Below are 11,728 nucleotides of genomic sequence, written 5' to 3' on the forward strand. Positions count from 1 at the left end.
TCGATGGCTTCAAGGCGCGCCGCCAAGGTGACCACAATTGGATGGGCTGGTTCCCATTCGCTTTCGACCAGTCGCCCAAAAACCGTGCGAGAGCGTCGTGACGCTTCAGATCTCACAGCGAGGCAAGGAATATTTGAAGACAGCGCAGACTTTGCTTCGCACTGCCAAAAGCATGACGGACCAAGCCATTGCGGCTCAGCTTAAGGCTCTTGCCGACGACTACGAGCGGCGAGCCGAGAGGGCTACGTTCGACGATGCAGCCAAGGCGTCGGCTCGATCCGCCGAGCGCTGAATACGCGAGGCATACAAGTGCCGATGGGCAGCTTCCCTCAGCAGCTATCGGTCCGACCAGAGATCGAACTTCAGACGAAAGTCGACCCGAGGGTCCGGAGGAAACGAGTTGTGTCAGTGCTCGCAAGCGTTGGTGTTCCCGGCGCGCATCCTTCAGAAAAAAGGGGCTGTTCAGGTTCCGGGATTGGGACTAGAAATGCGCGGTGTTGTCGGACCTGCAAAAGCAAGATGCAGGCTGATTTTCGCGATCTCTTCCGAGTGGCAGCGATGTCTGACGCAACCTCCACCGTGTTGGTCATCGACGACGATCCGGATCTCCGCGCGTCGGTTGGGCGCCTGCTGCGATCGCTCGGCATCAACGTTCAGCTATTTGCCTCCATTTCCGACTTCCTCAAATCCGATCCACCGGATTGCCCTACCTGCCTGGTGCTCGACGTCAGATTGCCCGGCCAAAGCGGCCTCGATTTCCAGCGCGAGCTGGCTGCGGCGAACAGGGAGATCCCGATCATCTTCGTCACGGGCCACGGCGACATACCGATGTCTGTGCAGGCAATGAAGCGGGGTGCGATCGAGTTCCTGACCAAGCCGTACCGCGATCAGGATCTTCTCGATGCCATTCAGCTTGGCTTGGCCCGCGATCGAGCGCGGCGGGAGAATGACAAGGATTTGGTCTCCCTACGGCAGCGTTTCGCCTCCCTAAGCCCGCGGGAGCGCGAGATCGTAATTCAGGTGGCGCGCGGTCGCCTGAGCAAACAGATTGCCCACGATATCGGCATCGCCGAAGCCACGGTGAAGGTGCATCGCAGCAGGGCGATGCAGAAGATGCAGGCCGGTTCGCTTCCAGAACTTGGTCGGATGGCTGACAAGCTCAAGCTGGTGCCTAACACGCCGCAAAGCGCTTAAGGTGTGCGTTCTTGCTCGATGTGCTATTCGCGCGGCCGGACGAGTTGAGCCTTCGCGCAATCTGCAAAGCAAACCAAGAGAAAGGGCCGGCGGGCGCCAAGCCGCCGACCTTATCTTGCAACTGCCGGCTCGCGGGTCCGGTTCCGCTGTGATCCCGCCATTGCACTTGCAATCTGCCGCCCGATCGAAGCCGCCTCCCGGCTTGTAAATCTAGGTTTAGGCAACGCAGCCAAATCTGTCATTGCGCGCCACCTGCGCGGAATAGCTCGCAGCGCTCCAACCTGTCAGATTACAAGTCACCAACATCTGTGCGGGGATTAGCCCTGTCGAAGCAAGCGAGGTCATTATGCGATCGACTGCAGCTTTCCGACGCTTGGAGAGGTTTCATCTCGAACCGGAGCGTTTCGTCGGACGTGTCGTTCAGTGTCCGAATGCAGCCAGTCCACTCTTCGAGAAACGAACCGAACCAGCCGGCGCAACGCCAATAGAAGCTTCGTTCGGACCGTTTCGCCTGCTTCGAGCGCAGTACCTTTTGCTGGAAGGCGACGAGCCCGTGCCTCTTGGAAGTCGTGCTCTGGAAGTCCTGATTGCCTTGCTTGAACGCCACGGAGAGTTGGTTAGCAAGCAGGATTTGATGGCTCGCGTTTGGCCCAATGTTTTCGTTGAGCCCGCTAACCTCACGGTTCATATGTCAGCGCTGCGTCGCGCGTTGCGTGATGGTCAGGATGGGAATCGCTTCATCATCAACATTCCCGGACGCGGTTACTGTTTCGTCGCCTCAGTCGCTGTATCCGCTCACGAGAATTGAGCGCGACTGGCGAAGCACCAGGAAATTCGGGTGAGGCATTCACTGTACGGGTGAGGCATTCACTGTAGCGAACATTCTCGTCAACTCCTGGAGCCCGTCAAATTGCTAGGAGGGTGAGGGCGGCGGCCCCTCGGCTGGCACCCGAAACCGTCACTCGCCTCTTCTAAGCCAAGGTTTATGTGGCGCAACTACAGCCGCACCCTGAACAACCCATGTGCAATAGAAGATGGACCGGCAGAAATGTAAGTCTCCTCGCAACAACTCGCGCTCTGGAGTCCGCTCATGAGGAGAGTCACTGTTCTCATCGTTTCTGCTCTGATCAATGCATCTACAATTCCCGGGCTTGCGGCGGAGTCCACGTTAAACAAGAATGTTCACGGCGCTCGCGCGGTCTCGGCGACTGTACACAACAAACCCGATAATGCGACCGACAACGAGAAGACTTGTCGCACCTACGCCGCCTCATCGTATGAGACCGTGATGCGGCAGCAAGTCGCTGCGGGCCGCGTCGACGGCGCGCGGGTGTTAACTGCGATCGATTCCGTGATTGACGCTTTCAAACATCTGTCCGCGACGAAATGCGTCAGCTGACCCTCACTATTCTCTGACAATGCGATGCACGAGGTCTGCAGGTGATTATCTTCCCGCTCATAACCACCTGGATGTGGTTTCAAATCATCACCGCGTCACCGCTCCCATCTTCGGGCCGTCCGGTTGAGGACAGCTCTGACGCTAACGCCTCGTTGAGTCCCGTCGGAGTGTTGTTGAACGAGGTTGAACATGACCTAGGTCGATTTCACCGCTCCAACACGAAGAAGGTTTTCGCAGATCGCTGCGGCGCCGGATGAAATGAGTAGCGTAGTATAACAGGAGTGAAAACGTGGGTGAGGTTATTCGATTTGTCTCAAAGTCCGAGCGGGAGCGAGCTCGCCTTATTCGAGAAGCCCGAGCGATCTACGACAGTGTCTTTCCGCCATCTGAGCCCGTCCGCGAGCAGCTGGACGAGGCATCCGCGAGCCATATGCGCAGCGGCGCAGACGTTCATCACGGCGAGGGGGGCCTATCATGATCGCGATCATCGCCGTGCTCTGCAGTTTGTCTTCTCCGGAAAATTGCCACGAGCAGACCGTCACCACCTCTGACTTCGCTGACGTCTCGATGCAATCCTGCCTGATGGGCGCACCGCAGCTTGCCAACTGGATGAATCAGCATCCGACTGAGCGTCTTGCGACATGGCGCTGCGTGATCGGTCAAGAGAATGGCCGGGCTACTTAAGGTGAAATGTCGACGAGCTCGCAAACTCGGAGCGCAGTATATCATGGCGCGAGTGTTGGAAGATCGTCGCTTGGGTTAAGGACGGGCTTGCAGCTTGGTTGATCAGTATTGTCGACAGGTGGGACTCAACCTCGAAGATATTGCGGCTGACTGTTGGCAGCGGCGTTTTCAATTGGCGCGCCGCGGCCGAAAGGCTGTCGATCTCGATCGATATCAGCGGCCTCGCTGGCGTACGCATTCGGCAAGAGTTGTTGAGATTTGGATTGCTTCACTCGCACCGACGTTCCTCGTCGGATACCACTTTGCCTCACGGAGGCAGGCAGCTTCCCAAGTGCTCGGCGCACGGCGATCGCCCCTTCGCCGTGGTTCGCCCGCGGCCGGTCCTTTCCCTCCCGAGGACCGGCCGCCCCTCCTTAGGGCCGACGGGCAACGGCGCTGGATCGGATGGGCGTAGTGCACTCGACGAGTGCGGGAAGCCCAGTCGATGAGCAAAAGACGGATGGAGAGTCGTCGAAGCGCGCGCCAAGCGTCTCTCAGTCATCCCGATAACGGTCGGCTATCGACTCCATGGCGAGAGGTGATTTTCCTTTTGACTGTCATAGACTCAATCTCCGAGCCGTCGTCGCCCGCCCTCGAGTAGGGGCCGAAGTCGGCGTTCCATTGAACGATCCCAAGCCAGGAGGTCCGACATGCAGATCAAAGAGACAACCGACGTTTCCTTCTTCGGCGTGGTCAAGAGCCCTCCGTTGGAGGATGTCGTCGTGCTCGCGGACAGCGCCGGCGTCGTGCTTGGAGTGCAGCGCGCATTCAGCGCAAGGGTGTGGAGCGTCTGCGATGACGGCAGTGATCTCATCGCGTCCAGGTGCGTCGAGATCCCGCTCGTCGGGCGCGATGGCGAGATCTCCGGGGTTCTGCGCCGGCCCCTCCCACGGTCCGATACGCGCGGCGTGTTCTCCTCCCGCAGGCCGGAGGGAACGAGGGCGATCGGAGACGTGGCGCAGTTCGCGGTCCACGACATCAACAACCTTCTCGCCGTGATTGACTGCGGCCTGCGGCTGCTCGAGTGCCAGAGCGACGCCGCACACCGAAAGGCCATCATCAGCAAGATGCAGCACGCGATCACGCGAGCAGCGTTGCTCAGTCGTCAGCTCCTCGACGTTGCGCGACCATACCCCGAGTCGATCGGCGGGTTCGTCGCAGGCAACCGCCTCGCAGCGCTGGCGGGTTCGCTGGACCAGGCGTTGCGTTCCGACATCACGGTCCGCACCGATATCGCCCCTGATTTGTGGGACTTCGACGCTGACCCGGAGGAGCTGTACTTCTCGCTGCTGAACCTCTGCCGAAACTCGACCGATGCCATGCCTGGAGGCGGCGCGATCACCGTCGCGGCGCGGAACGTCGAACCTTCCGCTGGCACGGCCTGGGGATTCGTCGAGATCGTCGTCGCCGACGACGGGGAGGGCATGCCCGACGAGGTTCTCTCGCAGGCATTCACCCCGTACTTCACGACAAAGGCCGCGGGCCGCGGCACCGGCCTCGGGCTCCTCCAGGTCAAGCGCTTCGCCGAGGGACGAGGCGGCGCGGTCTGTATTGAGAGCGAGCGGGGCGGCGGCACGCTGGTGCGCCTCTTCCTCCCGCGCGTGCACGCAGCTGGGCTCCCCGGCCGTATCGTCGGCGCGGAGATCGCGTACACGCCGTCACCCAACGGCGGCGTATTCCACGTCGTCAACCCAGCAGCGGCTGCGCCGACTTCGTAGCCGGCGCTAACACCTGAGATCGGTTCAGCGATGCAGCTCATGATCCCGCCCGGCCGCCTCGACCGTCCGGTCGACCACGAGAGGGACCACGTGCTCGGTCCCACCGATGCCGAGATCACGCTCGTCGAGTACGGCAGCTACGCGTGCCCGCACTGCAGGGCTGCCAACGAGCGCATCGCGCAAGCACGCGACCAACTTGGCGACCGCGTCTGCTACGCCTTCCGCCATAGGCCGCTCACGGACAACAGCCTTTCGTTTCGGGCCGCCGAGCTCGCCGAGCTTGCCCAGACGCCAGAGGCGTTCTGGTCCGCGCACATCAAGCTGATGACGAGGTCGATGCAGCTCACAGAGGATGACCTCGTCGCGGTGGCCGCCGATCTTGGCGTGAACGCCAACTTCGCGCTCGGCGACAGCGACGCCGTGCGGCGCGCGAGAGCAAGGGTGGAGGCGGACGTCGCAAGCTCACGTGCGAGCGGGGTGAGATTCACGCCGACCTTCTACATCAACCGCCGGCGCTACGACGGACCGTGGGACGAGAGCTCTCTCGTCGACGCGATGCTTGGCACGCTCGGCCACCGCGTCCGTACGGCAGCCCTGGATTTCGCGAGCTGGGGCCCGTCCGCCGGCATTTTGCTGGTCCTCGCGACCGTGGCGGCGGTGGTCTTGACGAACTCGCCGGTCGGGCCGTCGTTCGAGGCGCTCTGGCGCCAAGAGCTCGGCGTGAGCTTGGGTGACGCAGCCTTTCAGATGTCCATTCTCCATTGGGTCAACGACGGCCTACTGACGGTGTTCTTCCTCGTCGTGGGATTGGAAGTGAAGCGCGAGATGACAGTTGGTCATCTCGCAAGCCGCCGCTCCGCAGCGCTTCCGATCGCCGCCGCGCTCGGCGGCATGGTCGTGCCGGCGCTTCTGTTCGCGCTGGTCATCCCTGCGGGGCCGTGGTCGTACGGGTGGGGCGTTCCAATGGCGACCGACACTGCGTTCGCGATTGCTTTAATCGCCGTGATGGGCGCCCGCGTTCCCGTCGAGTTGCGCATCTTCCTCACCGCGGCGGCCATCGTCGACGACATCGGTGCGATCGTCGTCGTCGCTGTGTTCTACTCCGGCGATATCCATCCGGCATACTTGGCCGCCGCCGCGGCGGTCGTCGTCGCGCTGGCGCTGCTGAGCCGGTCAAGAGTCTACCTTCTCTCGCCTTACATCCTGTTGGGCATCGCGTTGTGGACATTCGTCTACGCGGGCGGTCTCCACGCGACGCTGGCCGGCGTGGTACTGGCGCTGTTCGTTTCCCACGCGCCCGCCCGCCAACCTGGCTGCCCTGATGACGCAGGCCAGCACCATCATCGCCTCCGAGGCCCGGCACGAGGGTGAGGTTCTCAGGCACGGCCCCTCCACCCCGGCGCTGCACGCGCTCGATGCAATCTTCGACAGACTTGAATCGCCGGCCGATCGGCTGCTGCGGCACGCCGGCGCGCGATCGAGCTACGCTGTCCTCCCAATCTTCGCACTGGCGAATGCGGGCGTGGCGATCAATCCGGGCGTCTTTGTTGGGCATGGCCGGCTCATGGCCGCGATCGTTGCTGGCCTCGTCATAGGAAAGCCGCTCGGCGTGTTCCTCATGGCTGCTGCGGCCGTGCGCGCAGGCATAGCCGTCAAGCCGGCAGAGTACACGTGGCGGCAGTTGGCCGGGGCGGGAGCCCTCGCTGGTATCGGCTTCACGATGTCGCTCTTTATCGCCGGGCAGGCGTTTCCAAGCGCTTCCGACTTCTCGGCCGCCAAGATCGCCGTGTTCGCTGCGTCGATTCTTTCGGCCGTCGTTGGGACTGCCCTGCTCTGGGGAGCTTCGCGTCAGGAGCTTATCGAAGAGGCGCAGCAGGCCGCCAGTATGCAAGTATCATAGCCCCGCCGGGCGTTTATGCAGGATCGTGAACAGGAGATCTTTCGATGATTCTACCTACCGGTACGACAGTAGCAGTCGCTGACGGCGAGACAGTCCGTCTGTTCCGCAATACGGGCGTGAAACCTGGGGTGCATCTGGTCGAGATCACGGCGGCTCCGCCTGCGCCCGCCCACTCAGGCTCGGGTGTGCGCCACGCCGGCTCCGCCAACCCCGATGGCAGGCGGCTTGACGAGGACGACTTCGCGGCAGCTACGGCCGCGTACCTTAACAAGCTCAGCCTGGACGGGACCATAAAACACCTGGTCGTCGTCTCCGACCCCAGGACCCTGGGGGAGATGCGCAAGCACTTCCACCGCGACCTGAGAGGCAAGATCATGGGCGAGTTCGCGAAGGACTTCAGCCGGCGTCCGCTCGAGGACATCGCCTCATTGATCGCTGACGCCTGACGCGCCTCTGGAAGCGGCTGCTGGCGCAAGTCAGTCCAGTCATAACCCGCGCGAATAACTCAAAGTTACCGGCGACGACTAATGCTCTCGACCAATCTGAACCAACCCAAACCCTCTAAATGGATCAACAATGGACAAGATAATAAAAGTGGCCTCTGGCATTCTAAGCAGCATCAAGAGGAAGCAAGGTTCTGCTGACTGCTCGGTGTCACGCTCCAATCTCTCGACTAACCGGCATCTCGCATTAGGAGGCGCCTCCGCATGACTTATTACCTAATCGCCTCACGCGCCGCGATCATCTTCTGGACGAGCCTTGCAATGGTGCCAACCGAGATCCTCTTTGACGCGTTAAAGACCGAATTGGAGCGCCGCGGCGTGGAGCCATAGGGCTCCCTGCTTGGTCTCGCGGCACGTGCCAGAGAGAAAGATCGTGGGCGCCTGAAATGACAAAGCGCATTGCACCGTTACCGAATCCCGATGGATCGTTGCTTCTTCGTGAGTGGAACCACAGAGTAAATAACGAGCTCACTAGCACTATCTGCACGATTTCAGCCAAAGCGGTGGAGTCGGATGACGTGGCAGTCAAGGCCGCGCTCCCTTCACCGCGTGGTTGCAAAGCACCGGCGCTTCGAACCGCTTCGCAGAAGCGGCCTCGGCAGGTCTTGGCGGAAAGCGGACCTGCTTCGATAGCGCGCAGTAGTGGGGGTGAGCGGCGTAGGGGACCATCGGACGACCAAACCAGCGCCTTCCCGATCTCTGACGGTATATGAACCGACGACGTGCCAGTACGAGCAGTGTCGATTTCCGCTACGTATGCAGAGCTATTCAGTCGATTGACTCCGATAGGTAGCGGAATCGCCAATATTCCGAGCGGCACAAATTATTCTGTGAATTCAAGACCGAAAAAATGCGGCGGGTATACCGTCGGCATTTGTCCGTCAAACTTGAAGAGTTGTTCTTGGAAATCAACGACGAAACGTCGTCCTTAATGATTGAGTGGGAGTAGTGGAAACGGCCGCTACAGCGTGCTTTAGCGTAGAGTTTAGTTGGGCACGCCGCATTTACGTTCATAGCCGGGCACTCTCCAGAGTCGTGACCTCACTTAACCTGATCGCATCAAGCTGTCATTCTACTTTCGCTAAGCCAGTAACGTTGCGCATTCCAGCGTGTATTCGGCGTGGTTCTGGAAAGGCGGGCGGCCAGTCGCCGCGGCGGACGCCAATCCATGGAAAAACGTTGGCGAGGTGGCTCGAATGCTTGTTCAAGGAAAGACAATCAAGAGAGTGGTTCTCGTAGACGGCGCGGTCGCATCGATGCCCCTCAGCGGAAAGCAGGTCTCCGAACACCTAGGCTCCCGCTCGTGAAGCTTTCCCGCGGCCGCGTTTGTGTCGTGGAGGTATCACGGCAAAGCTCAACTCCAGCCGCTCAAAAGGATGGTAGCGGAGTCCTGTCCGACATCTGGAGCCGGACGCAGATCCCCCTCGAGGTCGGCCGCCTTTCCTGGGGTTCGTGCCGCCACAACGCCTCCGACGTTAGGAGTTTCTGTGCGCAGCGCGCCGCGGGTGGCCTCGACCTGTTCGTTGGCTACCCATTCAGAAGGGTTCAGAATCCGGTCCGCGATGAGATCCGACGCATGAAGTCTTTTGAGCCATGACGCCGTGGTGTCGGTCGGGAAGACCTTCTGAAGTTCGGCGGCGAGTTCGTCGGCACAATCGGCGCGCAGCGCGAAGCTGGCGAACCGCGGATCCCTGGCAAGGTCCTCCCGCTGCAGGGCGGAGCACAGCCGGCCGTACTGCGCTTCCGTCACAAGAGTGACCATGATCCAACCGTCGCTCGTCCGGTAGCTGCCGGCTGGCACGTTGAGGAGGCGAGGCGCGCCGCCTTCGAGAACGTGTTCCGCGAACTTGTGACCAAGCAGCGCTGCGGTCGATTGCGAGAGGCTGACGTCGATGTGCCGGCCATTGCCGACCGCATTGCGGGCAAACAGCGCGGTCGAAATGGCCTGAAATCCATATAGACCGGTGCAGACGTCGGAAAGCGTGGCCCCGACCCGATGCGGGATCCCGTCGGCGCCCACGTTGACCGCGACAAGGCCGGCGAACGCCTGGCCGACGGAGTCGGAGCAGGGGCGCTGCGCGTAGGGGCCGTCCTGTCCGAAGCCGCTGATCGAGAGATAGATGAGGCGGGAATTGTCGCGGCTCAGCGCATCGTATCCGAGGCCGAGGCGATCCATCACCCCCGGACGGAAGCCCTCGACCAACACGTCAGCTGTTGCCGCCAGCTTGCGCGCGGTGGCGATTGCCTCGGGCTTCTTGAGGTCGAGAACGAGGCTGCGCTTGCCACGGTTGTAGACGGCCGACAATGCCGAATGACTGCCGTAGGTCGTACCCAGACGACGCGACCAATCGCCTTCAGGAGGTTCGACCTTGATCACGTCGGCGCCGTTGGCGGCGAGGAGATAGCCCGCGTACGGCGAAGCCACGCCCTGACCGAAGTCGAGGACGCGCAGTCCGCGAAACGGGGCTTCGTGGGTTGGCTGCAAGGACGCGGTCATGCTCGTTGCTCCGGTATCAGGACGATCTTGCCGACGACCTCCCGGCTTTCGACGCGGCGCATCGCTGTAGCGAAGTCCGCCAGCGGCAGCGAACCGTCGACGGGCGCGCGTAATTTTCCGGCTTCGAAGAGGTCAAACATCTCTCCGTAAAGGATGCGGACCTTCTCACGCAGCGCGGCATCCGCCTTAGTCTTGCCCCACGCCATATAGAATCCCCAGTATAGACCGATCACGGTGAGGTTCTTCACCAGGACTATGTTCGCGGGAATCTCCGGAATGCGGCCCGCGGCGAAGCCCATCGGAATCAACCGCCCGAGCGGAGCGACGCAGCGCAGGGACTCGTCGAAAACGTCGCCGCCCACCGGATCGAACACGACGTCAGCGCCCCGGCCGCCGGTGATCTCCAGCACGCGATCCCGGAATCCGCCTCTGCGGTAGTCGATGGCGTGATCGGCACCGTACCGCTTCACCGCTTCGATCTTCCGTTCGCCTCCAGCGGTCGCGATGACCGTTGCTCCCAAAGCGCGCCCGACCTCGACGGCGGCCAAACCGCTGGCGCCGGCCGCGCCGTGGACGAGCAGGGTCTCGCTGGATTGAAGGTTCGCGCGCCACTTAAGGCCGGCATAAGCCGTCGCGTAGATGGTCGGGAAAAGTGTCGAGCCTTCGAAGCTCAAGGAATCGGGGATGCGGAAGACATTGGCCGCATCAACGATCGCTTCTTCGGCGAACCCGCCGGATGGAAGACCAGCGCAGACGCGGTCGCCGACCTTGAGATCGGTCCGGACGTCGGACGCGATCTCGCTGACGACGCCGCCGATCTCGGTGCCGGGTACGAACGGAATACTCGGCCGGTTTTGATGCTTGCCGGCGATGAACAGGAGGTTCGCGAAGCTCACGCCCGCGGCTCGCACCGAAACCCGGATAGTACCGGGCTCGATTGCCGGTGAGGTTGTATCGTCGTAGACGAGGTCGTCGATCCCGCCGAAGCGATGTCCTATCACCGCGCGCATCATCAATTCTTTCCTACCTGACCGTGGCGGCCGGATCCGGAGGCGAAGCGACCGGCCCCGGCCTGCGCTTCCTTGGCGCGAGCTTCAACGGAGAGCTCGGTCTCCAGAGCAATGGCGTCCTTCTCCGAGAGGTTCCACTGACGGATGGCCGACATACGGTCGGACCGCATTGCGATCTGCGGAAACGCAGCAATCTGACGCGCGAGCTCCACCGCCGCGCTCAGAGCCTTGCCTGTCGGGACAAGCCGGTCGGCCAGCCCCATCGCAAGTGCTTCCGTCCCGGAGACCTTTCGTGCCGTCAGAAGCAGGTCGAGCGCTCGGCCGGCGCCGATGAGGCGCGGTAAACGAACGGTCGTTCCATCGCTCATCGGAACACCCCATCGCCGGGAAAGAACGGCGAAGGTGGCGGTCTCCTCGGCGACGCGGAGATCGCATCTAAGGGCGACCCCGAGGCCTCCCGCGCAGGCGTAGCCCGCAACGGCGGCGATCACGGGCTTCGACATGATGCCATGGCATGGGCCGTCCGGATCGCCGGCCCATGGCTTGTATTCGTGGCCCGCAGCGAGCTCCTTCAGATCCGCGCCCGCGCAGAAATGCCCACCGGCGCCGGTCAGGACTGCGACGGCCTGGCTCTCGTCGCGGTCGAAGCCCCGCAGCGCCTTCGCAAGCGCCGCGGCAGTCTCGTTGTCGAGAGCGTTGCGGACCGCCGGACGATTGATGGTGATGATCGTGACCAGGCCGTCGTTCTCGACCAACAGCTTCGGATCGTCCGCCATGCTCAACC

General features: G+C 62.0%; 14 protein-coding genes. 11 read left to right on the top strand and 3 right to left on the bottom strand.

Annotated features, from left to right (window positions below; translation table 11 throughout):
* Nucleotides 1–97 precede the first annotated feature (97 nt).
* The 11 genes from ACVW1B_RS10605 (at nt 98) to ACVW1B_RS10655 (ending at nt 7,767) form a co-directional block, all read left to right on the top strand.
* The gene (locus tag ACVW1B_RS10605) at nt 98–292 is read left to right on the top strand and encodes a hypothetical protein (RefSeq protein ID WP_456780783.1); all 195 of its coding nucleotides are present in this window, start codon (nt 98–100) and stop codon (nt 290–292) included.
* A 266-nt stretch (nt 293–558) separates the two neighbouring features.
* Nucleotides 559–1,194, top strand: coding sequence for a response regulator transcription factor (locus tag ACVW1B_RS10610; RefSeq protein WP_456780782.1), 636 nt, complete (start codon nt 559–561; stop codon nt 1,192–1,194).
* A 346-nt stretch (nt 1,195–1,540) separates the two neighbouring features.
* Nucleotides 1,541–2,002 (top strand): winged helix-turn-helix domain-containing protein, encoded by a 462-nt coding sequence (locus ACVW1B_RS10615; RefSeq protein WP_456780781.1) that lies wholly within the window; start codon nt 1,541–1,543, stop codon nt 2,000–2,002.
* Between the two features lie 282 nt (nt 2,003–2,284).
* The gene (locus tag ACVW1B_RS10620; RefSeq protein WP_456821594.1) at nt 2,285–2,593 is read left to right on the top strand and encodes a hypothetical protein; all 309 of its coding nucleotides are present in this window, start codon (nt 2,285–2,287) and stop codon (nt 2,591–2,593) included.
* A 289-nt stretch (nt 2,594–2,882) separates the two neighbouring features.
* Nucleotides 2,883–3,071, top strand: a complete 189-nt coding sequence (locus ACVW1B_RS10625) for a hypothetical protein (protein ID WP_456780779.1) — start codon at nt 2,883–2,885, stop codon at nt 3,069–3,071.
* On the top strand, nt 3,068–3,277 hold the full coding sequence (locus ACVW1B_RS10630; protein WP_456821595.1) for a hypothetical protein: 210 nt from the start codon (nt 3,068–3,070) through the stop codon (nt 3,275–3,277). The genes ACVW1B_RS10625 and ACVW1B_RS10630 overlap by 4 nt, the downstream gene beginning before the upstream one ends.
* 689 nt (nt 3,278–3,966) lie before the next feature.
* Complete coding sequence (locus tag ACVW1B_RS10635) at nt 3,967–5,034, top strand: sensor histidine kinase (RefSeq protein WP_456780777.1); 1,068 nt, start codon at nt 3,967–3,969, stop codon at nt 5,032–5,034.
* Between the two features lie 30 nt (nt 5,035–5,064).
* The gene (locus ACVW1B_RS10640) at nt 5,065–6,405 is read left to right on the top strand and encodes a Na+/H+ antiporter NhaA (protein ID WP_456821596.1); all 1,341 of its coding nucleotides are present in this window, start codon (nt 5,065–5,067) and stop codon (nt 6,403–6,405) included.
* On the top strand, nt 6,356–6,934 hold the full coding sequence (locus ACVW1B_RS10645) for a Na+/H+ antiporter NhaA (RefSeq protein ID WP_456821597.1): 579 nt from the start codon (nt 6,356–6,358) through the stop codon (nt 6,932–6,934). Before ACVW1B_RS10640 ends, ACVW1B_RS10645 begins: the two co-directional genes overlap by 50 nt.
* Before the next feature lie 44 nt (nt 6,935–6,978).
* On the top strand, nt 6,979–7,380 hold the full coding sequence (locus ACVW1B_RS10650; protein WP_456780775.1) for a host attachment family protein: 402 nt from the start codon (nt 6,979–6,981) through the stop codon (nt 7,378–7,380).
* Between the two features lie 261 nt (nt 7,381–7,641).
* A complete protein-coding gene (locus tag ACVW1B_RS10655; RefSeq protein ID WP_258769898.1) occupies nt 7,642–7,767 on the top strand; it encodes a hypothetical protein in 126 nt (41 codons plus the stop codon).
* A gap of 1,024 nt (nt 7,768–8,791) precedes the next feature.
* On the opposite strand, the gene ACVW1B_RS10660 is transcribed toward ACVW1B_RS10655, so the two are convergent.
* Genes ACVW1B_RS10660 through ACVW1B_RS10670 form a run of 3 tightly spaced genes read right to left on the bottom strand, consistent with a single transcriptional unit; the run spans nt 8,792 to nt 11,720 of the window.
* Nucleotides 8,792–9,934 carry a CaiB/BaiF CoA transferase family protein gene (locus ACVW1B_RS10660; protein WP_456780774.1) on the bottom strand — a complete coding sequence of 381 codons (1,143 nt, stop codon included), beginning with the start codon at nt 9,932–9,934 and terminating at the stop codon, nt 8,792–8,794.
* Complete coding sequence (locus ACVW1B_RS10665) at nt 9,931–10,947, bottom strand: NADPH:quinone oxidoreductase family protein (RefSeq protein WP_456780773.1); 1,017 nt, start codon at nt 10,945–10,947, stop codon at nt 9,931–9,933. Before ACVW1B_RS10665 ends, ACVW1B_RS10660 begins: the two co-directional genes overlap by 4 nt.
* Nucleotides 10,947–11,720: a crotonase/enoyl-CoA hydratase family protein gene (locus ACVW1B_RS10670; RefSeq protein WP_456780772.1), complete on the bottom strand. Its 774-nt coding sequence runs from the start codon at nt 11,718–11,720 to the stop codon at nt 10,947–10,949. The genes ACVW1B_RS10665 and ACVW1B_RS10670 overlap by 1 nt, the downstream gene beginning before the upstream one ends.
* Nucleotides 11,721–11,728: the final 8 nt, after the last annotated feature.

Source organism: Bradyrhizobium sp. USDA 4502, from assembly GCF_054063355.1.

What these genes read in the sequence shown, in the direction of transcription:
- ACVW1B_RS10620 (WP_456821594.1), top strand. Translation starts at nt 2,285, where the DNA reads ATGAGGAGAGTCACTGTTCTCATCGTTTCTGCTCTGATCAATGCATCT.
- ACVW1B_RS10660 (WP_456780774.1), bottom strand. Translation starts at nt 9,934, where the DNA reads ATGACCGCGTCCTTGCAGCCAACCCACGAAGCCCCGTTTCGCGGACTG.
- ACVW1B_RS10645 (WP_456821597.1), top strand. Translation starts at nt 6,356, where the DNA reads ATGACGCAGGCCAGCACCATCATCGCCTCCGAGGCCCGGCACGAGGGT.
- ACVW1B_RS10670 (WP_456780772.1), bottom strand. Translation starts at nt 11,720, where the DNA reads ATGGCGGACGATCCGAAGCTGTTGGTCGAGAACGACGGCCTGGTCACG.
- ACVW1B_RS10665 (WP_456780773.1), bottom strand. Translation starts at nt 10,947, where the DNA reads ATGATGCGCGCGGTGATAGGACATCGCTTCGGCGGGATCGACGACCTC.
- ACVW1B_RS10655 (WP_258769898.1), top strand. Translation starts at nt 7,642, where the DNA reads ATGACTTATTACCTAATCGCCTCACGCGCCGCGATCATCTTCTGGACG.
- ACVW1B_RS10640 (WP_456821596.1), top strand. Translation starts at nt 5,065, where the DNA reads ATGCAGCTCATGATCCCGCCCGGCCGCCTCGACCGTCCGGTCGACCAC.
- ACVW1B_RS10635 (WP_456780777.1), top strand. Translation starts at nt 3,967, where the DNA reads ATGCAGATCAAAGAGACAACCGACGTTTCCTTCTTCGGCGTGGTCAAG.
- ACVW1B_RS10650 (WP_456780775.1), top strand. Translation starts at nt 6,979, where the DNA reads ATGATTCTACCTACCGGTACGACAGTAGCAGTCGCTGACGGCGAGACA.
- ACVW1B_RS10615 (WP_456780781.1), top strand. Translation starts at nt 1,541, where the DNA reads ATGCGATCGACTGCAGCTTTCCGACGCTTGGAGAGGTTTCATCTCGAA.
- ACVW1B_RS10610 (WP_456780782.1), top strand. Translation starts at nt 559, where the DNA reads ATGTCTGACGCAACCTCCACCGTGTTGGTCATCGACGACGATCCGGAT.
- ACVW1B_RS10630 (WP_456821595.1), top strand. Translation starts at nt 3,068, where the DNA reads ATGATCGCGATCATCGCCGTGCTCTGCAGTTTGTCTTCTCCGGAAAAT.